This is a genomic window from Kribbella sp. NPDC104218, from assembly GCF_055584105.1.
In genome coordinates this window covers 123,769-144,920 of the sequence record NZ_JBVJMQ010000004.1, presented here as the reverse complement: position 1 = coordinate 144,920, position 21,152 = coordinate 123,769, and the positions used below count along the sequence as shown (strand labels likewise).

13 protein-coding genes are annotated in these 21,152 nt (G+C 67.3%); 5 read left to right on the top strand and 8 right to left on the bottom strand.

Annotated features, from left to right (window positions below; translation table 11 throughout):
* Positions 1 to 3,228, top strand: a complete 3,228-nt coding sequence (locus ACZ6ZD_RS31725) for a S8 family peptidase (protein ID WP_465677615.1) — start codon at positions 1 to 3, stop codon at positions 3,226 to 3,228.
* 22 nt (positions 3,229 to 3,250) lie between these two features.
* Here ACZ6ZD_RS31725 and ACZ6ZD_RS31720 read toward each other — a convergent pair whose 3' ends face one another.
* Entirely contained in the window at positions 3,251 to 4,786 is a 1,536-nt protein-coding gene (locus tag ACZ6ZD_RS31720) for a serine/threonine-protein kinase (RefSeq protein WP_465677614.1), read from the bottom strand.
* 20 nt (positions 4,787 to 4,806) lie between these two features.
* Positions 4,807 to 5,535, bottom strand: a complete 729-nt coding sequence (locus ACZ6ZD_RS31715) for a hypothetical protein (protein WP_465677613.1) — start codon at positions 5,533 to 5,535, stop codon at positions 4,807 to 4,809.
* Positions 5,536 to 5,654: 119 nt separating this feature from the next.
* On the opposite strand from ACZ6ZD_RS31715, the gene ACZ6ZD_RS31710 reads away from it, so the two are divergent.
* The 4 genes from ACZ6ZD_RS31710 (at position 5,655) to ACZ6ZD_RS31695 (ending at position 10,664) form a co-directional block, all read left to right on the top strand.
* The gene (locus tag ACZ6ZD_RS31710; protein WP_465677612.1) at positions 5,655 to 5,990 is read left to right on the top strand and encodes a hypothetical protein; all 336 of its coding nucleotides are present in this window, start codon (positions 5,655 to 5,657) and stop codon (positions 5,988 to 5,990) included.
* Between the two features lie 4 nt (positions 5,991 to 5,994).
* Positions 5,995 to 6,411: a hypothetical protein gene (locus ACZ6ZD_RS31705; protein ID WP_465677611.1), complete on the top strand. Its 417-nt coding sequence runs from the start codon at positions 5,995 to 5,997 to the stop codon at positions 6,409 to 6,411.
* Between the two features lie 88 nt (positions 6,412 to 6,499).
* The gene (locus ACZ6ZD_RS31700; RefSeq protein ID WP_465677610.1) at positions 6,500 to 7,885 is read left to right on the top strand and encodes a PLL family lectin; all 1,386 of its coding nucleotides are present in this window, start codon (positions 6,500 to 6,502) and stop codon (positions 7,883 to 7,885) included.
* A gap of 799 nt (positions 7,886 to 8,684) precedes the next feature.
* Complete coding sequence (locus tag ACZ6ZD_RS31695) at positions 8,685 to 10,664, top strand: NACHT domain-containing protein (protein WP_465677609.1); 1,980 nt, start codon at positions 8,685 to 8,687, stop codon at positions 10,662 to 10,664.
* A gap of 10 nt (positions 10,665 to 10,674) precedes the next feature.
* Here ACZ6ZD_RS31695 and ACZ6ZD_RS31690 read toward each other — a convergent pair whose 3' ends face one another.
* From ACZ6ZD_RS31690 to ACZ6ZD_RS31665, 6 genes are all read right to left on the bottom strand, one after another.
* The gene (locus tag ACZ6ZD_RS31690; protein WP_465677608.1) at positions 10,675 to 14,607 is read right to left on the bottom strand and encodes an NACHT domain-containing protein; all 3,933 of its coding nucleotides are present in this window, start codon (positions 14,605 to 14,607) and stop codon (positions 10,675 to 10,677) included.
* An 81-nt stretch (positions 14,608 to 14,688) separates the two neighbouring features.
* Positions 14,689 to 16,278, bottom strand: coding sequence for a restriction endonuclease (locus tag ACZ6ZD_RS31685; RefSeq protein ID WP_465677607.1), 1,590 nt, complete (start codon positions 16,276 to 16,278; stop codon positions 14,689 to 14,691).
* Between the two features lie 366 nt (positions 16,279 to 16,644).
* The gene (locus tag ACZ6ZD_RS31680; protein ID WP_465677606.1) at positions 16,645 to 17,856 is read right to left on the bottom strand and encodes an acyl-CoA dehydrogenase family protein; all 1,212 of its coding nucleotides are present in this window, start codon (positions 17,854 to 17,856) and stop codon (positions 16,645 to 16,647) included.
* Positions 17,856 to 19,169, bottom strand: a complete 1,314-nt coding sequence (locus ACZ6ZD_RS31675; protein ID WP_465677605.1) for an acyl-CoA dehydrogenase family protein — start codon at positions 19,167 to 19,169, stop codon at positions 17,856 to 17,858. Before ACZ6ZD_RS31675 ends, ACZ6ZD_RS31680 begins: the two co-directional genes overlap by 1 nt.
* 60 nt (positions 19,170 to 19,229) lie before the next feature.
* Positions 19,230 to 20,477 (bottom strand): RNA polymerase sigma factor, encoded by a 1,248-nt coding sequence (locus ACZ6ZD_RS31670; RefSeq protein ID WP_465677604.1) that lies wholly within the window; start codon positions 20,475 to 20,477, stop codon positions 19,230 to 19,232.
* A 1-nt stretch (position 20,478) separates the two neighbouring features.
* Positions 20,479 to 21,081, bottom strand: a complete 603-nt coding sequence (locus ACZ6ZD_RS31665) for a TetR/AcrR family transcriptional regulator (protein WP_465677603.1) — start codon at positions 21,079 to 21,081, stop codon at positions 20,479 to 20,481.
* Between the last annotated feature and the right edge of the window lie 71 nt (positions 21,082 to 21,152).

Here is a 21,152-nt window from a genome sequence, read left to right as displayed (position 1 = left end):
GTGTCGACACGAGTGAAGGCTGCCGTCGTCCTGACCACCGCGGTCGCCCTGGCCGCGGCGCTGCTGACCTGGTCCGAACGACCGGTCGCGGCGGCGGAGGCGGCGAAACCCGCGCGATCGGTGACGCTGATCTCGGGCGATCAGGTGATCCTCGGCCCGACGGACAAGTCACCCGTCAGGATCGTGCGGGCGAAAGGGCGGGAGAACATCGCGTTCTCCGTCCAACGACACCCGTCCGGCGTCTCGGTCGTCCCGTCCGATGCCTCTCGATCACTCGCCAGCGGGCAGCTCGATCCCCGGCTGTTCAATGTGACCGGGCTGATCGCGCAGGGGTACGGCGACGCGGGTCCGCATCAGCTGTCGGTCCTCGTTCGGTACGGGCCCGGCGTCCGGCAGGCCGCCGCCGGCGCTGACTTGATCAGGCAACTGCCCGCCATCGACGCATCCGCGCTGCGGATCAGCGATCGGCGCGGGACGTTCTGGCAGACGATCAGTGGCGACCCCAAGGCTCTCGGCAACGGTGTCGCCAAGGTCTGGCTGAACGCACGCCGACAGGTGTCGCTCGATCGGAGCACCGCCCAGATCGGCGCCCCGGCGGCGTGGCGAGCCGGCTACACCGGCCGCGGCGTCGCGGCGGCGGTCCTGGACACCGGCATCGACGAGCGCCACCCGGACCTGAAGGGCCGGATCGCCGAGGCCCGCAACTTCACCATTGAACCGGACACCACCGACGTCGTCGGGCACGGGACGCATGTCGCGGCCACCATCGCGTCCGGCGACCCGAAGTACCGCGGCGTCGCGCCGGACAGCTCGCTGCTGGTCGGCAAGGTCTGCGACACCGAAGGCTGCCCGGACGACGCGATCCTCGCCGGTATGGAGTGGGCGGCCGCGAAGGGCGCCAAGGTCGTGAACCTCAGCCTGGGCAGCCAGGACCTCCCCGGCATCGACCCGTTGGAGGAGGCGGTCGGGCGACTCACCGCGCAGTACGACGTCCTGTTCGTTGTTGCTGCCGGCAACTCTGGCGGCGCGGGCGACGGCAGTCTGGGCAGCCCGGCGTCCGCCGACGCGGCGCTCGCGGTCGGCGCGGTCAACCGACAGGACGGCCTGGCCGCGTTCTCCAGTCGCGGCCCACGCCCCGGCGACAGCGCACTCAAGCCGGACCTCACCGCACCGGGCGTCGAGATCGTCGCCGCGCGGAGCAAGGACGGCTTCCTCGGTACGCCGGGGCAGGTGCGGACGGCGATGTCGGGAACGTCCATGGCCGCACCGCATGTGGCCGGCGCCGCCGTACTCCTACGTCAGCAACACCCGACCTGGACCGCGCCGCAGATCAAGGCCGCGCTGATGGGATCGGCCGTTCCTGCCAATGGAGTCAGTGGTTTCGGCCAGGGCGCCGGGCGGTTGGATCTCGCCCGCGCGGTTCAGCAGCAGGTTGTGGTCGAGCAGTCGAGTTTGTCATTCGGCTTACAGGCTTGGCCGCATGACGACGACAAGCCGCAGACCCGGCCGCTGACCTACCGCAATCTGGGGTCGACCGCCGTCACGCTCGACCTCGCCGTCCAGGCTGAGGCCGAGGTCTTCAGCTTGAGCGCGGCGAAACTGACCGTGCCGGCCGGCGGTACGGCGAGCGTTCAGGTCACCGCCGACACTCGGCGGAAGTCCCCGGACGGTCTGCTGACCGGGCGGGTGGTCGCGACCAGCGGCGAGCTCCGCGTGGTCGCGCCGATGGGCGTCGACAAGGAACGCGAGAGCTACGACCTGACGGTGTCCGTCGTCGGGCGGGACGGACGTCCGGCGTCCGCTTATGAACTGGGTGTCATCAGCCACGACCGCTGGTTCGGGAAGAGTCTGCGCGATCCGAGTGGTACCGCTCGCGTTCGGTTGCCGCGTGGGAGCTATCTGCTGGACGGCGCGGTCGCGACCGGGGCCGACACCGATGTCGTGGTGGTACCGGCGCTGAAGCTGGATCGGAATCGGACCATCACCCTCGATGCCCGGAAGGCCGCGCCGGTCGGGCAGGTCCCTGCGAATCGGGCGGCGCGTCCGGTCGCGGCGTCCACCGGGATGAACGTCGTCCAGGGGGCGGATGTCCTTGGTACGGCGCATCTGGGCGCGGAGGGCGGTTCGCTGCGGTCTGTTCAGATCGGTGCTGATGGACCGCGGCGCCGGGTGATCGGGTTCTTCCAAGGGGTCTCCGCGGTGCCTGCCGCGGATGGCAGCTTGACCGATCTGCCGGTGGTTTATCACCTTGCCCGCTTCACGCCGGGGGCTGCGGCGAGCGGCGTCCGCAAGGTGTCTGATCGGCAGCTGGCCTCGATCCGGGTGCGTTCGGTTCCGCAGGGCGCGGCGCGGACCGCCGTCCGGGACTCCATCGCGATGTCGACCGAGCTCCCGGGCGCCTCCGCGGGTCTTGGGATCGGTCTGCCGATCAGCTTGCCGAGCGAACGGACCGAACTGTTCAGCACCGAGGTCGCGTGGCAGCGAACCTTCGGCCAGAACCCGCGCGACGGCCTGGTCGAGGTCATCGAGTACGCGCCGGCCCGGCAGTACCGCCGCGGCCCGGGACGCGAGCTGTGGAACGGCGGCGGCGTCCACGGCCCGTCGCTCCCCGGCCCGGAACACCTGGCGGCGTACGCCCTCCAGCAGCCCGAGGGCATCCGCTTCACCGTCGGCTTGTTCAGCCCGTCGGCCGAAACCTCCGCCGTCACCACAGTGGACCGCGGCAGGACAGTCATCCGCCGCGACGGCGAAGTGATCTGCGAATCAGCCGTGGACGGTCAGTGCTTCGCCGAAGGCACCCACAAAGGCGCCTTCCGCATCGAGACCGAAGCCGAACGCACCCTCACCGACACCTCGACCAAGATCACCGCGACCTGGACCTTCACCAAACCGACCACCACCCCAGGCCCGCTCCCCATCCAGGTGATCCGCTTCGGCGCCCAGCTCGCCGAAGACAACTCGACCCCAGGCTCCCGCCCCCTCCACATGCCCCTCCACCTCCAACCCAACCCCGGCTCCCCCACCACCCGCCTCCGCTCCCTCACCCTGGAAATCTCCACCGACGACGGCGCCACCTGGCGACCCGTCCGCGTCACCGGCACAGGTCTCCATCGCCAAGCCACCATCCCCAACCCACCCACCGGCTACGTCTCCCTCCGAGCCAAAGCCACCGACACCACCGGCAACACCGTCGAACAAACCATCCACCGCGCCTACCGCCTCCGCTGACCCACCCGGCCGGCTGACCCCCTCAGCCGGCCGGGTACTCAACCACCACCCCAGTCGCATTGGCAGCCGCCGGCTGCGCCGCCCCAAGCGTGACCGGCCCCGCGACCGACTCGTTCGACGTCCGGAAGATGACGCCGGCCGTCGCCTCGGCGTCCTGATCGAACTTCACGGACGCCGGTTTGTCACTGACAGCGGACCCCGCCACCGGCGATCGCACGTCGCCGACCGCCTCGTGTGCGACGAAATGCATCATGACTCGCGATCCGATCTCGGCCTGGACGGCGTGCGTCGGTGCGTCCTGATCGGTGAATGCCGTCACCCTCGGCCGCTCCAGCGCCGGATCGGCCACCCCGGACAACACCTCGATCTCCTGAGCAGTCCACGACGTATAGAGATCCGGCGAGCAGGTCGACGTCACCGTGATCCTTGCTTCGGCGTCCGAACTGTTGAACCAGTAGTGCACCCAAAGACCGCTCCGGCGGCCCTCGACCTCGGCCAGCATGGACCAGTTGAGGAAGCCTCGGGAGTCGGTGATCCGGCAGTTGATCCCCGCGTCGGCGCCACCCTGGACAGCCGAGGTGACGACCGCCAGGGACCCCACCGGCACCCGGAAGGTCGAGGAGGGCCGGCCCTTGTCGGCCCAGGTGATCCGCGTGGGAGTCGTCCGGACGATCGCCCCCGGCGTCGGCGCCGTCACCAGGTCGGGCGCCGGTCGGCCATCGCCGGACAGCGTCGCCAGCAGCACCGCGGCCGCGACGAGCGCCGAACGAACCTTTCGGACGCCGGATGGGTCGTGGGAACCTGCCGCCGCGGCGAGCTCATCCGCGAACTCCTGCCCGGTGCGCTGCCGATGCTCCGGGTCGGCGGACCGCGCGCGATCGATGATCCGGGCAACTTCCGGCGCGATCCCCGCGCGGCCGACGGCCGGTGCTTCCGGAAGTCGGCCCGACAGCAGCCGATAGGCCAGTACACCGAGTGAATAGACGTCGGAGCGGGTGCTCACGCCGGAGCCTTGAAGTTGCTCCGGAGCGACGTACGCCGGCGTACCGCCGACCAGCGAGAGGTGCGAACCACCGCCGCCGACAGCCAGCCCCAGGTCGCCGATCAGCAGCCGCTCCGGCGCGGCGCCTTCACCGCGAAACAGGATGTTGCTCGGCTTGATGTCGCGGTGCACCACACCTTGCCCGTGCAGGACGGCGACGGCACGGGCGGCCCGGACGGCGAGATTCAGGGCGGCCGCGGCCGGCAGCGGTTTCTCGTCGAGCCGATCGGCGAGCGTCCCGCCGTCCGCGAAGGCCATCACGAAGTACGGCGTACCGTCGTCCAGCTCGCCGACGTCGTGGACGGTGACCACGCGATCGGATTGCACCCGGCGCAACAACTGGGCCTCGCGGACGAACCGGGCCCGCATGCCGGCATCACCGGCGTGCACCTCGGCGAGCACCTTGATCGCGACCAGATCGTCGAGTGCCCGATCCCGGGCGAGCCACACCACGCCGAATCCCCCGGCCCCGAGCATCCGGATCCGTTCGTAGCGATGCCCCAGTTCCATCCCCATCCCCCGTCCTTCATCCTGAGTCAGTGTCCGGAGCCTGCTCTGCGGGCTCGTGCGGCGTCGATCCGCGGTTGCAGCCAGTCCAGGTCGCCGGGACCGATCCAGCGCATCCGCAACAGCCACTCGCACAACGGTCGCCGGGCGTCGGGCACCTGCAGCCCGACGACGCCACCGGCCACGAGTTGCTCCCGAACGGCCTGCACTCGGCGCATCACCGTCGAGTACTCCAGCCCGAGGAGCAGAGCGACGTCCGCGTACGTCAGCGGATTGGGATCGTGCAGAGCGCCGGACCGCAAGTATCCACGAGCCAACGCGACCAGCACCTCACGCCGGTTGTCGGTCAGCGCCCGATGATGCGCGAACGTCGACACCGGATCGATCGGCGGGTCGACCGCGACCGGCGCCATCAGCTCGGCCGGCATCAGCACCAGCTCGTAGTCAGCCAGCTTGCCGACCACCCGGATCGTCTGCCGTGGCTGATCGATCGCGCGCATACTGGGCGCCCCCGCGGACGACACCGCCAACGCGAACGTGGACCCGGGCGCGTCGTAGATCTGCAGCGGGCACTTCGTACTGAGGTTCACGACGAACCACACCCCCGCGCGCCAGTGCACCATCCCCATCCGCCTGCTGATCGTCCGGTCGCCGCGCCCGATCGAGATCGTGCACGACGCGTCCCGCCCGAACGTCAACGAGTCCCCCGGCGACAGCGTCCGCCGGACCCCCTCGTACTCGACCACCAGCTTCGTCACGGCACGTACCCTACGGCCCGCCCGGGTAACTGGTTACCCCTCACCATCGACGTCCGCCAATTCCCTCGAATAGCGTTTCCCCCGCACCACGGAAATGCCAAACCAACGGGAGGAACCGAATGACGGCAATGCGGAAATCCATCGGCGGTTTACTGACCGGCGCGGCTCTCGCGGCCGGGCTGCTCACCGCCAATGCATTACCGGCGACGGCCGCATCCTGCTCGACCTGGCAGTACGAGGTCGTGGACGGCGGCACCAATGTGCACGACAGCTACAGCACCAGCAGTCCGGTCGTCGGGCGGCTGAACGGCGGTGTGCTCGTCAATTCGAAGTCCGTCGGTTCGGCCTGGGTCCGGATCGACACCTGGTACTTCCACGAGGGCGACATTCCGCGTCGCCTCTATGCCTCCAAGTACGTCCCGAAAGCCAATCTCGACTACCGAAAGTGCTCGTGAGCGCATGCTGAAAATTGCCCGCCGAATTGCCGCCCCGGCGGCGATCGCCACCGCCCTGACCATCGTCTCGGCCGGCCACGCCACCGCCGCCGCCGAGGTCTACGTCGAAGCCGCCGCCAAACTGGACGGCAAATGGAAGGCGCTCGGCACCTACTACCGCAACCTCGACGGCACCACCCTCGACAAACTCTGCGTCCGCACCTACAACTCGATGCCCGGCGCCACCTCCTTCGCCGCCATCGTCGACCCCCACACCGGCTACCACTACGCCCACATCGAAGACACCGCCGCCACCGACGGCAAACCCGCCTGCCAACCCGGCAACTTCCGCCTCACCGGCCGCAACCTCCTCCTCGTCGTCGAACACCGCAACACCGCCACCCACCTCGACGCCAAAGAAGTAAAACCCTTCACCGGCTGACCGCCAGCGGAACCGCCGCGGTTCGCAGTGAAGCCTCTTGTCAGCGTCTTGTCGGGGCTTTGTAAGCGGCGGTTCCTACGCTCCGGGCATGACCCGTATCCGTGTGCTTCTCGCCGCAGCCGTGTCTGCTTCTGCGCTACTCCTGGCGCCAACTGCCGCAGCGGAATCGGTAACTCCCAAGCCGGACGAGTTCGCCCCGCTGTTCAACTGCGCCACCTATCCCGACAACCAACCCCTGTCCCGCGGTCAGTCACTGATCCGCGCGCAGAGCTGGATCGACGCCCGGGTTCCCTACAGCCAAGGCGCATGTCACGCGAACCAGTACGGCTCCTACCGGACGGACTGTTCCGGCATGGTCTCGATGGCCTGGGGACTGCGTGAGTCGTACACGACGAGCAGCATTCACCTCGTCTCCCACGAGATTCCCCGCGAGGACCTCCAGCCAGGCGACGCGCTGAACCGGCCCGGCAACCACATGGGCCTGTTCGTGGGGTGGGCCGACGCGGCCCGGACCAAGCCGATCGTCCGAGAGCACACCGGCCCCGACGGCGCGGCGCCGGCCGAGAACGTGTGGTCGGTCGCCCGGGCCGGGACTTTCACGCCGATCCGGTACGACAAGATCGCCGCGGACGGCGGCGCCGCACGACACCGGATCAGGAGCGCCGACGGAAGCTGGACCGGCTTCGGCGACCTCGGCCTGGGCTCGGTGACCCAGGCCGCGATCGCCGCGGCCCCGAACGGCGACACCCACGCGCTCGCCATCGCCGGCGGCCGACTCCAGCACCGCCTCCGGCATCCGGACGGGAACTGGACCAGATGGGCCCCGGTCGGAAATGAAGGACCCGTCGGCGCCGTGACAGCAGCGGCCGATGGGGGCGGCAACCTGCAGATCGCGGCCGTGATCAATGGTCAGGCCGAGCATCGCATCCGCTACGCAGACGGGACCTGGTCCGCCTGGGGCGCAGCAGGGCTCGGCAACGGCAGCTTCACTGGTCTCGCATCGGCCATCGACCCCGCACGGAAACTCTTCCACCTGGTCGGTGTCTTCAACGGGCAGACCCATCACCGCATCCGCCGAGCCGACGGCAACTGGACACCCTGGGCCCACGTGGCCAACCCAGGCACGGCAACGGCCGTCACCGCGGCGATTGACAGCGCCGGGACCCTGCACGTCGCTGCCCTGATCGGCGGCCAGCCACTGCATCGCCTTCGGACGGCTTCCTCGGGCGAGTGGACCGGCTGGGGTGAGATCGGCGCCGGTTCAGGCAGCTTCACCGGCGTCTCCGCCGCTGTCGACCCCGGGACCAACGCCCTTCACCTCAGCGCGATCTTCAACGGCCAGATCCACCACCGGATCCGCAACACCAACAGCAGCTGGAAGCCGTGGGCCCACGCCGGCAACCCCGGCACCGCACTAACCATCGCCACCACCGTCGATCCCGACCGGAACCTCCACCTGATCACCGCCTCCTGACCGCCGGTCTGGTCTGCCCCCGACCGCGTTCGCCTACCCACCCGGATCCGCGACGATCCTGCACACAACATCTTCCTGACCGACAAGCCGGTCACCGGAACAGTGCACCTGCCACCGCACGGCCCACGCCGAATCAAACTCGATCGAGGCACCTACCAGCTCGACGTCGAATTCGACGGCGCACAAGGCGCAACCTCCTCCCCGAGGTTCATTCCCGCCGGCTGGTACACCTGGCGCTGCACCCTAAGCGGCACCGGCAAAGTCAACCCGAACTACGCCGCCCGCTGCTACGTCAACGCCAAAGAAGCCGCCGCCAGCCTGGTCGTACCAGCAGGCGACTTCCACCGAGTCGAACTAGACCCCAAACCATCACCTGTCTCAGCTGACTCAAACAACTAAGCACCGAACCCCCACCCCACCCCACCAACAACCCCGGCGGCGCACACCAACAACTCCCGCCTAGTCATCCGCACCCAACAATCCAGCACCACCTACTTCAACTCAGCCGAGGTCTCTCCGAGGAGTCTGCGGGCGATGAGCAGTTGCTGGATTTGTTGGGTGCCTTCGAAGATCATCGTCGCCACACACTTCCCCGACCGCGAGCAGACGCACGGCGCCACCTGCTAGATTCCCCGCTGCACTACTCGGGGTCATCGGTGAGGAGCATTGCGTGGCTGGGCGAAGATGGACCCGTAGGTCAGCTCTGCTCGCCAGCGCAGGCGGTGCGGGAGTCGTCGTAGTGGTGACGGTTTGGTTGCTCCGACGGACGGCTCTGTCCGACGGTGCCGACATTGCGTCGGTGCTTGCCTTGACAGTCAGCCTCGCGACCGCGCTCGCTGGATTCAGGCGGCGACCGCCCATCATCGATGACAGCCTCCTCGCGGAGAAGGCTCGGGCGTTGGCAGCGGCGGTTTCGACGACGGAGGCCAGGGCTCTCGCTCAGCTGCTCGGCGACAGCGGCGAACCGCGGCCGGCGAACGTCAGATACGCCCAGGTCGACGGCTCTCTGGTGCGATGGCGATTGGACGGCGGGGAGGAGACTGGCACCTTGTCGACCATCGCGGCCTACTACGCTTCTCTGACCATCGGGCGCTTGGTCGTACTCGGTGAGGCTGGGTCCGGGAAAACCGTTGTCGCGCTACGACTGCTGCTAGACCTGAACAAGGCTTTGACGAATTCGCCGGCCGGATCACGCCTGCGAGTTCCGCTGCGACTGAGTCTCCCGGCGTTCACGGCCACTGGTGAATCCAGCGCTGTGCTGCGCGATGAGCTCGACCGCTGGATCTCGAGCGAGCTCGTCTCCACCTACAATGTCGAGCCGGACATCGCGAACGCGCTGCTCGCCGGCGGCTGGATCCTTCCGCTGCTCGATGGCCTCGACGAATTGGACGCCGAGGGCGGCGCCCCACACCGCGCCCGCGCAGTTCTGGCCGCGCTGAACCTCGACGCAGGCCCCGTCGTCCTGACCTGCAGAACCGACAGGTACCGCGAGCTCACCGATGACATCGCCCAGCGTGCATTGCAGGACGCGACAGCCGTCACCTTGCAGCCTCTGGAGGCACCACAGGTCGTCTCCTGGTTGGAACACCGCCTTCCGGGTGCGGGGAACCGAAAGCGTTGGCAGCCGGTCCTCTCCAAGCTCCAGGCTCACCCCCGCGGGAGACTGGCCCGGTGTCTGTCGTCGCCGCTCCGGCTTTATCTGGCGCTCACCGTCTACCAGAATCCGATGACCGCTCCGCGCGAGCTCTGCGAACTCTCAGCTAGCGAACTGGACGCACACCTGCTCGGACAGCTCACTGCGGCAGTGACAGCTCTGAATCCGCGGAAAGACGGCTCGCGCTACACGCCAGCCCAGGTCGATCGCTGGTTGCGGACGCTCAGTGGGCATCTCAGCCGATTCGCAGGCAGACAGGGATCCACCTCGGACTTCACCCTCAACGATCTTTGGCAGTGCCACGGCGACTCACCCGGCCGAAGGTTCCGGCGCCAGGCCGTTGTGCTTCTGCTTCCGCTCATGGTTGGAGCCTCGTACGCCGGCCTGAGCGTCATGCTGGCTGGAACGCCTATGTTCGGATGGTCAGTTGTAGCGCTTGGCTGGATCGTGCTGGTAGGTCATGTCCTGTATTTGGCCATGTCCATGCGTTCGTTCCGCCCTGGTCGGGCCGATCTCCGGTTGACCGGCTCGCGACGGACGTTCCAGGGGATGCGATCCACCGTGGTGGCGGGGGCCAAGATCGGCCCCCCTTCAGGGGTCATCGTGATGCTCGGCTTCGGCCTCGCAAGCAACGATCCGCCAACTGAGCCGGCACAGATCCTGCATGCTCTAGGCCGTCTCGTCATCTTCGGCTCGGCGGCGGGCCTGATGTACGGCATCCTCGCCGGGTTCTGCGTAGGGATCCTCAACGGGATCACAGTCATTCACAACTCGGCGACAAGACCAAGCGAGCCACATCGGCAGGCCGTCACGTCCGCGCTCCTGTCAGCTCTCATGTTGGCGCTCGTGTTCTCCGGAACGTCCAGCGGTCTGAAGTCTGGCTCATCGTTCACCAACACTCTCTCAGGTTTTGGGTTCGGATTCGTCGCCAGCTTCGCGCTATCCGGCGTCACGCGCTGGTATCCGCAATATCTGGCGTACATCCTCGCTCGCTCCAGAGCCGGCGATCTGCCGCGCCGCCTCCCGGAGTTCCTCGACTGGGCCTACGACGCCGGCCTACTTCGCATGTCCGGCACAAGAATCCAGTTCCGCCACCGCGAGGTCCAAGACCACTTCGCGCCATAGCGCCCGCCGGCTACGTCGGCGGGCCTGAGATGTCGAGGACGTAGACCTCCACGGAGACCTGTGGAGCTTCGATCGCTGCCTGAGCCTCAAGGGCTTCGCGAAGAATTCTCTTGTCGGTCCATTTGGCGCTCAGGTTCTGCGGGCGCTTCGCCTCGTCAATCCAGTAGACGAGGTAGATGCCATTCCGCAGGTTGAGCGGTTTCATATATCTAGAGACCAGCTGGCCAGGCAGCGCAGTCAGCAGATCTGGGTGCCCGATCCGCTTGGCCTCACACACCACTCGCGCGACGAGGTCCGAACCGGTCTTTGTCGCCGTGATGTCCATGCGGGTGCCAGTGCCCGCCTTCTTGTCGCGGGTGGCCTGCAGCTCCCGATCGAGTATCAGGTGCGGCTTCAGGCCTTTGTTGAGTTGCCGAACAAGCCAGTCGCTGATCGTGTCCTCGATGTCCGGGACGGCGTCGGGATCGCCCGGGTGCCCGTTCCAGATCTCCCTGAATCCGCCCTCAAAAGTGAGGTAGTGCTGGATTCGATCCAGTTCTTCGATCAGAACCGCAGCCAGGCCGGCGTCGTCGCGGACGACCCGGGCGTCCGCGTGACTCAGGATGCCGAGGAGGTCTTCCGGGTTCAGCTGTCCCCGGGCGTTCTCGGCCGCTCGAAGCCTGCTGCTCTGCATCAAGTGGCGGATGTGGTCCGCCTCGGGCTCGGAGCGTCCGTCCAGCAGCGACTCAAGGACCGCCGTCATACCAGCTTCGGCCAGCAAGCTGAGTAGCCGGTTGAGCAGTGATCGTGGTTCCGAGAACGCGCTCTCCAGATCATCAGTTTGATGAGGCTGCGCAGCGACAAACAACAGGGCGGCGAAGTCTTTGACCTTGTGCAAGTCGATCGACGAGGGCTGCATGCGAGGAATCAGTTGCGGGTTACCAATCTTGCCTGCATGTACCCACCGCTCGACCAGCGCATCGGGTTGCAGCGCGGCAAAGACTGGGTCGCCCAGCACTGCAACCTCTGCCGGATCCCGCAGCTCGTACGCGATCTCCAAGGCAATCTCTGGCTGATTCCTCAGCAACGCATCCATCGCGTGCTCGCGACGCTCCAAGGCTTGCGTCTCATCGCGCACCACCTCGGTCACCGCGGCAACGAACTCCGCATCGTCGTAGTTCGCCAGCGGATGGTGGCCGAAGTCGCGGCCCGAGCCGCCAGTAACCAGGGCAACCATCGCCTGCCCGATAGCAACCTTTCCGCCCTCTGGCGCTGCCTCGAGGATCAGCCGTTGTGGACTGTCGGGATGACTCATGTGCTCGGTGTGCGCGATCACCGGAGCCCACTTCTGCCAATCGTCGCCCGACAAGCTCCGCAGAGCATCCGGTGCATGTCGAGCGAGCGTCGCGATGGCATAGACGCCGTACCAGTCCGGCAGTACCAAGTCGCCGGGCTTCTGATGCAACTTCGCCCACTCGTTCACCCTCGGAGACCACACCCGGAGGTAGGAAACGCTGAGGTCGAGGACCTGCTGTTGTTCGTCGGGACCGAGAATCGGCCAGTACGCGCGTGTTGTGAGGTCGAAGGTGAAGATGTCGTCGTTGTTGGCCTCCGCCAGCGCATACGCCAGATGCCACCACTCTTCGGGAGTCTGCTCTACCTTGGAAAGGCATTCGCGCAGCGACTCCAATCTGGCTGGAGTGCTGTCGGATTCCGCACGCTCCGATGCAGCCAGTTCGCGCCCGAACCTCGCCTCCTCGGAATCGAGCGGGCAGACGCCTCGCTGTGCCGATGTAGCCTCGAATGCCGGGTGGCTCTCGGACAATGCGAGGATCCGATCCGCCGTCTGAGCGTCCGGTGGAGCACCAGCCAGCATCCCGATCATCAACGCGACGCCGGCTTGAATCTCGCCGTCCAGGTCGCCTGCCAGATCCATGAGCCACGACAGGTCTGCAGGCAGCAGGAGCTCAAACCGCACCGCGGTCAGCCGACCACCGGCTCGATTTGACCGCAGAACCTCGATTCCGAGGCGCTGACGTCGTTCGGCAGCGCTTCCTCGCCATGGCGGTCGCTCACGGTGGTAAAGGTAGGTGGATCGCAGATGTGTCAGCAGATCAGCCAACCCATTCAGCACACCCGGCTGCTCGAAGTTCTCCCAGCTGACGTCGATGAGACTCCGGAAGTAGCGCTCTAGATGAGTATCGCGGTGATCTACAGCAATACCCGCGGCTCCTGACAGCAGAAATCCAAGTGCGTCTGGAGCCACGAGCCGCGGGATCTTCTCGAGGATCAGCGCGTACCGGCCGACGTAGTGTCGATGCCGAGGCGACCTCATGCTCTTCGCGATGTCTTCGGCAGCGAACTTGCCAGGAAGCCCCGCTGCGAGCACTGCGGCCAGGACCTCGTCATCAGGATCGTTGTCCTTACTCAAGAACAGCAACGGCGCTAGTCCTGCGAGCGTCTGGTCATCAGCGACGACAGCAAGCGCGTCGACGGCCTCGGCCCGAACAAACGCTCGTCGAGATCCGTCGAACGCAAGCGCTCGAAGCTCGCGAGCGAGATCGCGGACATCGCACTCGCGCGCTATCCGGCAGATCCAGATCGCTTGCCAATCGGTGGCCGGTCTCGCCGCCGCATCGCGCAACTGATCCGCGAGACCGGGGTACGCCAGACCTGACAGGTCCACTCCCCAGGGCTCAAGGATCCAGCCCGACGCCGTACCGTCCAGGAGTCCATCGACCATCTGCTTCATCAGTGAGGCATCGAGTACCTCGATCGCCGAGGTCTGCAGCAGAGCCTTGGCGTTGCGTACGACAAGCTCAGCGTCAACATCAGCGGATTGCGTCAACAGCCACGCCATCGTGGGAAGGAGGCTGTCGGGCACGACACCGTCGGCACCAGCCCCGAGCAACGACCGCAGCCTCCGGCCGCCGACCTTGCGCCGCGAGAGGTACTGGGCGGCGAGGAACTCCGCATAGGTTCGGTGGACGAACTCGAGCTCGCCGGACGACACCGCACCGAACAGCGTGGTCCCGAGCGTCTCTCTGTAGGTGTCGAAGCTGAACGTCGCGGTTGAGGACGGCTCTGGCTCGGAGGGAAGGCTACGCACCCCGATGGCGTCTGTGCCCGCGCCCACCCCGAGGCGGAACCGTCCGTTGGAACTGAAGATCGCGAAACCTGCCAGTCGCTCGGCGACGGCCAGCATCTGATCCGGAAGCAGAGCTGAGCGTGCAGGGAACTTTCCTCGTTCCTCCAGCAAGCGCGCAATCGAGTAGGTCATGGAGTCGGCCAGCCGTGCCGGAACGCGGTTGTTCGCACGCCAGTACTGGAGGAGATCCAACAGCTGTAACGGACTTGCCAGCAGACGCCCCAGGCCAGCGGCTCGGACTGCTTCGATGAACTGTGTGGGGTCGGGTTCGCGGCTCGCCACCACCGTTCGCACAGCCCCTTCGTCGAGTGGCAGCAGAATCCGCTCGCAGTCTTGCGACCACGCCGACCTCAAGCGTGCTGACAGATCGGCATCCCAGGCCGCCGGTCTGCAAGCCAAGCGCCACCGGATACCGATGTACTGGGGACCGCACAGAAGCCGACTCAACCGGTAGCTCAAGTGGGGATCCGTTGCGGCAGCTTCATCGATTGCGTCGATGTAGATCGTGTCCGCCGTGGCCGCTACCTCCTCGAACAGCCGGGGCAGCCCGTCCGGACCTGCCATCCTGATATCGATCTGCGCAGCATCGGCCTCATGCTCTCGCAGTTCCTCGAAGACAGTACTCTTGCCGAGTCCGCCTGCGGCCAGCAGGACGAACGACTCATTCAAACCGATGAGTTGCTCGCCAGTGAGCGGCTTCTCCACGGAGGACGAGTCGCTGGTCATCGCGGACGCGTCAAGCAACCCGTCCGGGGTGTATACGACACGCGCATCAGTCTTGGCGAACCAGCGTGTCACCGCGATCGTCTCGTCCATCACCACAAGGATGCCACCGCCGTTCGGCGAGCCGCGTCGCCAACACTGCCAGTTCGAGGTCGAGGCGCCTCGTCCAGGCTCCTACCGCCGCCCGCCGCGGGGATTCGGGCGGGGTGCGGGCCGGTCTTTGATGCCGATCAGCACGTCCTTGCCGAGGTGTTCCTTGATCAGGAAGACCAGGCGATCGCCGTCGATCAACTCCATCCGGCCGTGCTCACGCGACTTCTCCCAGCACTTGGCGGTGAACCAGGACGTAGTGACGAGAATGCCCCAGCCCGCGCGTTTCTCCTCCATCGCGCCGGCGAGCTCGCGGACATGGCTGATGCCGACGACCTTGCTCCAGCGCTTGGCCTGAACGATGCTCAGTCCTCCCATCAGCGGCGTTCGCTTGGCGATGACGGCGTCGACGCCGTCATCGTTGCTCTGCTCGGTGTTCCAGCCTTCGGCGCCTTGAGCGATGAAAATCTGACGGACGAGGTGCTCGAAGTTCGTCGGCGACATGTCCATCAGGTCGGGCCGGGAGTCAAGGGTGGAGACGGCGTCGAAGCCTTCGATAAACGAGTACTTACTCAGATCGAAGTCGAGAATAGGCTCGATCGGGTCCAGCTCGTACGGGTGCGGCGACACGATCGCGTTGAGGTGCCGAACGCAGGCGGCCGGCTCCACCTTGCGCAGGTTGGTGTCCTGGGGGAAGACATCCCGCTCCACGTTCAAGCTGATGATGCAGGGGTACTCGTTCTCGCCGGTGCCTGGGTTCAGGGTATGCACGTGGCCGTTGAAAGCGACGGTCTGGAGCTTCGGATCGCTGTTAAACAGGTCTCGGACGTGGAGCAGGGCGACCTGGCTGATCACTTGCCGATAGAGAATGCCAGCGTCCTTCGGGTTGGTGGCCGTAGGTCTGATCTCGTCCTTCGTCGGCAAGAACCTGTACGACGCCACAGCAGGGATCACGCTCTTCGGCGGAAGCTCCAGCTGAACGACCACCTGCTCGGTTCGCGGATTGAAGGTCAACTCGGCGGCCCGCGGGAACGACGGCGGCATCGGCACGGACTTGAGGACCTCTCGAAGATACTTCTCCACTGCCTCGCGATCGCGAGCTTTCAGCTGCGCTGCCAGCTGGTCGACAGCACGGTTGTGGGCCTTAATCGCTCCGGCGGCGTTCGCGAGCCGTCGCCGGTGGTCACGTTTGAGCTCCGCGATCGCCTGAAGTCGCGCTTCCTCGGCTGCCGCGTGATCAGCAGCCGCACTCTGGAACGAACTCTCCGCCCACTCCCGTCGACGCTCGTACCGAGCCACGCCCCCGAACATCCTCGAGATCGCGCCTGGCTCGCGGGGAGCGAACTGGTCCCAACTCGGTTCGGCGACCCGGTTGCCCAGTTCGCCCAGATCCAGCCGCGGGGCCTCGAATACCCGGCGCATCGCCTCGACGTCAATCTTCGCCGACCGGGACAGTCCAGCGGACAGGATCGATCCCAGTCGGGTCGTGGTGGTCAACAGCTCTGCGTTTCGCGCCTCGGCCTCCTGACCGCGAGCGATCAGGTACAGACGCTTGCGTTCCTTCTCGGCCTCGCGCGCAGCGCGCTCTTGCGCCTTCCGCTCACGCTCGTCGGCCCGCGCGGCAGCCGCTATCTGCCGCTGCCGTTGGCTGGGCGAAACCCCACCACGCCCCATCTGCCCTCCCGACAACACGCCCACGATGTACCTGGTCGCCGGGCGCGACTCCGCACACACGGCTACACAATGTTACGAGAACTCCGGCGTTTGTGTGCAGGTGTCGGGTGGGCTCCTTCAGGGTGTATGGGTGGGCGCGCATGCGCTTCACAGGACTCAAGCAGCGGGTGATACGAGTATCGCGCGGTCCCGCGCTGGGTCTACGCTGCCGACTCCCGAGTACGCGGGATCTCCGGAGGAACACTCGTACTTGCTTGAGGTCGACGTGGGCCTCGTCGGCTCCGGCCGACCTAGCGCATCCCGCGTAGACGACCACTCGTTGCAGCTCGAGGAACTCCCGCGCGGGCCTTCAGGGTGACCGCCCAGCTATTTCAGCTCGGCGGAGGATTTGCCGAGCAGGCGGCGGGCGATGATCAACTGCTGGATTTGTTGGGTGCCTTCGAAGATGTCGAGGATTTTGCTGTCGCGGGACCATTTTTCGAGGAGGTGGTGTTCGGAGTAGCCGAGGGTGCTGGTGAGTTCTACGCAGCGGAGGGTTATTTCGTTCGCGGTGCGGCCGGCTTTGGCTTTGGCGATGGAGGCTTCCAGGGAGTTGGGGCGGGCGTTGTCGGCCATCCAGGCGGCTTGGAGGGTGAGGAGGTGGGCGGCTTCCCAGTCGGATTCGAGGTCGAGGTAGGTGGCCGCGGCGGCTGGTTGACGGTGGGTGGGGCGGTCGTAGTCGGGGGTGATGCCGGCTTCGGCGAGGAGGTCGCGGGTGAGTTCGAGGGCGGCGCGGGCGACGCCGACGGCCATGGCGGCGACCAGGGGGCGGGTGTTGTCGAAGGTCTGCATGACGCCCGCGAAGCCCTTGCCGGTGTCGATCTCGGGGGAACCGAGGAGGTTGGCGGCGGGGACGCGGCAGTTCTCGAGCCGGATGGTGGCGGTGTCTGAGGAGCGGATGCCGAGTTTGTGCTCGAGGCGCTCGACCGTGAGGCCGGGGGTGTCCTTGGGGACGACGAAGGACTTGATCGCGGCGCGGCCGAGGGTCTTGTCGAGGGTGGCCCAGACGACGACGGCGTCGCAGCGGCCGCCGGCGGTGACGAAGATCTTCTCGCCGTCGATCACGTAGTCGTCGCCGTCGCGGCGGGCCGTCGTCCGGATGTTCGCGGAGTCGGAGCCGCAGCCGGGCTCGGTGATGGCCATCGCGGCCCAGACGCCGTCGAAGCGGCGGAGTTGTTCGTCGGAGGCGACGGAGGCGATGGCGGAGTTGCCGAGGCCCTGGCGCGGCATCGAGAGCAGCAGGCCGACGTCGCCCCAGGACATCTCGATGATGGAGAGGGCCGAGGAGAGGTTGGAGCCGTTCTTGACGCCGGTCTCCTCGCCGCCTTCGGCTCGCCGGACGCCGGACGCGCCCGCGCCGGAACCGGTGCCTGAGGCACCTAATCCGTCGACCATCGCGGCGAGCATGTCGAGCTCGACCGGGTACTCGTGCTCGGCCTGGTCGTAGCGGCGCGAGTTCGGGCGGAGCATCTCGGCGGCGACCTGGTGGGCCTGGTTCACGAACGCGCGGAACTTGCGCGGTGTCTCGAGGTTGATCATCAGAGCAGCACCGCGCCTTCCATGACGCCGATCGCCCGCAGATCGCGGTACCAGCGTTCGACCGGATGTTCCTTGACGAAGCCGTGACCGCCGAGCAGCTGGACGCCGTCCGTCCCGATCTGCATGCCCTTGTCGGCGCAGAGCCTGCGGGCCAGCGCGACCTCGCGGGCGAACGGGAGGCCTTGTTCGGCTCGCGAACCGGCGCGGTAGGTGACGAGCCGCATGCCTTCGAGCTCGATCGCGATGTTCGCGACCATGAAGGCGACAGACTGGCGGTGGCTGATCGGTTCGCCGAACGCCGTCCGCTCGTTCACGTACGGCGTCACGTAGTCCAGCACCGCCTTCGCCGTACCGAGGGAGAGCGCGCACCAGCCGAGGCGGGACAGGCGAACGCAGTCCGCGTAGTCGGCGAGCGTGCCGAGCTGGACGGCGGGGACGTCGTTCAGGATGACGCGGCTGAGCGATGCGGCGCGCAGGCCCATCGACGGCTCGGCCTCGATCGTGATGCCGGGGTGGCCGGACTCGACGAGGAACAGCGCCGGGCCCTGGTCGTCGAGCTGGGCGGCGATGACGAACAGCTCGGCCTCGGCGCCGCGCGGGACGAGCGACTTCACGCCGGTCAGCTTGCCGTTGGTGACGCGGGTTTGCAGGTCGAACGGGTCGAACAGCGGGCGCGGCTCGAGGATGGCGAGCGCGGCGGCCGGCGGTGCGGCGTCGCCGGTGAAGGCGGGCAGGTACGTCGCTTGCTGGGTCTCGTCACCCCAGAGCGAGATCGCCGTGCTGACGGCGGCCGGGGCGAGACAGGCGACCGCCTGACCCATATCTCCGTGAGAGAGCGCTTCCGCGACGAGAACGCCGGTCATCGCGGAGCGTTCGGTGACGATCCCGCCGAGCTCCTCCGGGACCTCGATCAGGCTCAGCCCGAGATCCGCGGACGCCGACAGCGTCTTGGGCTCCGCCGTACAAGCGGTATCCGCCGCCGCGGCCGCGGGACGCAGCACCTCCGCCGCGAACTCACGCACCACCTCGACCACGGTCTGCTGGTCCTCGGTCGGCGTCAGGTCGAACCGCCCGCTCCCCCGCGCCACCGGCAACCGCGCCGGCTTGGTCAGCTTCGACGCGGCCGAGAAACTCCGAGAGAGCGCTCCCGCCGTCCGGAAACCGCTCTTGGTCGCCTCGAACACCACCCGCTCGGTCTGCCGCCGCCACCCGAACCGGTCGATCGTCCGCGACTTGGCCAGCCTGTTCAGCAGCGCGACCCCCACCCCGATCACATCCCGCCGCGCCCGACGCTCCCGCTCCACCACGCTCATACCCGCCACTGTAAACCGAAGTTACAACCAGAGTCACGTGACCCAGACCACACCCTCCGGCTAGTTGGGGAGGGTGGTGGCTTTGGTGGTTAGGTAGCGCTGTTCGGGGAGGGAGGTGGTGCGGCGGGCGGCGGAGAGGTAGAGGGTGCGGGCGAGGGTGGGGTTGCCGGCGCGTTCGTGGAGGTGGGCGCGGACGGCGTCGAGGCGGTGGGATTCGGTGAGGCTTTTGTTGGCGTCGAGGGTTTCGAGGAGGGCCAGGGCGGCTTGGGGGCCTTGGATCTGGGCGAGGGCGATGGCTCGGTTGAGCGTGATCATGGGGTTGGGGGTGAGTTGTTCGAGGAGGAGGTAGAGGGCGTGGATCTGGGGCCAGTCGGTGTCGGCGGCGGTCGGGGCCTCCGCGTGGACGGCGGCGATGGCGGCTTGGAGCTGGTAGGGGCCGACGGTGCCCTGGGCGAGGGTTGCGAGGGTGAGGGCGGCGCCTTCGGCGATCTGGGACTGGTCCCAGAGAGCGCGATCTTGCTCGTCGATGGGGACGAGCTCGCCGGACGGCGTCGTCCGGGCGGCACGCCGGGAGTCGGTCAGGAACATGAGCGCGAGCAGGCCCGCGACCTCGCCGTCGTCCGGGAGGGCGGCGCGCAGCATCCGGGCCAGGCGGATCGCTTCGGTGGTGAGCTCGACGCGTTGCAGTGACTCGCCGGAGCTGGCGGTGTAACCCTCGTTGAAGATCAGGTAGAGGACCTGCAGGACGACGCGGAGCCGGTCCGCGCGTTCGGCGTCCGGCGGGAGCTCGAAGCGGCTGCCCGCCTCGCGGATGCTCTTCTTGGCGCGGCTGATCCGCGGCGCCATTGTTGCCTCCGGCACCATGAAGGCGCGGGCGATCTCGGCCGTCGACAGCCCACCGACCGCGCGTAACGTCAACGCCACTTGGGACGCCGGGGTCACCGCCGGATGGCAACACAGGAAGAGCAGCGTCAACGTGTCGTCGGATTCGACATCCGGCACCGAATCAGCGCCCGGGGCAACCAACTCGCCGTCCATCAAAGCGACGGCGTCCTCGCGACGGCGGCGCGCGCTCTCACTGCGGAACTGATCGGTCAGCCGCCGCGACGCGACCGTGATCAGCCAGCCGCGCGGATTCCCCGGGACGCCGTCGTCCGGCCACTGCGTTGCCGCAGCGAGCAGCGCCTCCTGGACGGCGTCCTCACACAGGTCGAACTGCCCGTACCGCCGCACCAAGAACCCCACGACCTGCGGCGCCAGCCCCCGGAGCAAGCCCTCCAGCTCACCATCCACGCCCGGCGCCGCCATCTCAGGCGTCCCGGTGTTCAGGCGCCAGGATTCCGGTCTCCAAGGTTTGGAGGAGGACGGCGGGGGCCGCGTAGCGGGTCAGCTCACCCTCGTTGACGGCTTCGCAGGCGATGTAGACCATCCACCAGAGCAGGCGGTTGATCCAGGTCGGCGGGAGCGACTGAGCGAAGACGCCGTCCGCGTGCCCGCGGTCGACCAGAGCTTCGATGGGCTTGCTCACGACGTCCAGCCGAGCGAAGAAGTCCTTGACCCAGTCGCTGGGCTCCGGCGTCCCGAAGGTCGGCTCGTTGAACAGGAAGAACAGCCGCGGCCCGAGGTCGAACCAACCCGCGATCATCCGCTGCAACGCCTCGCGCGGCGGGCCCTGCTCGAGATCAGCCTCAGCGATCAGGCGCTCGATCTGCTCGAGCAGGTCTTCGCCGAGGGCGTGGATGAGCGCCTCACGGTCCGGGAAGTAGCGGTGCAGCGTGCTGCGGGCGACCTGCGCCTCGGCGGCGATCTCGCTCAGCGACGCATGCCGGTGCCGCGCGAAGACGGCCGCGGCCGCCTCCAGGATGGCCCGCCTGGTCCGGCTCCGGGTCCCCGACTCCCCTGTGTCCACCATGGACAGCACTTTAGCTCTATAAGTCGCTGAAGTTTATTTTTAGGACACTGATGTCCGATCCTGCTACCCTG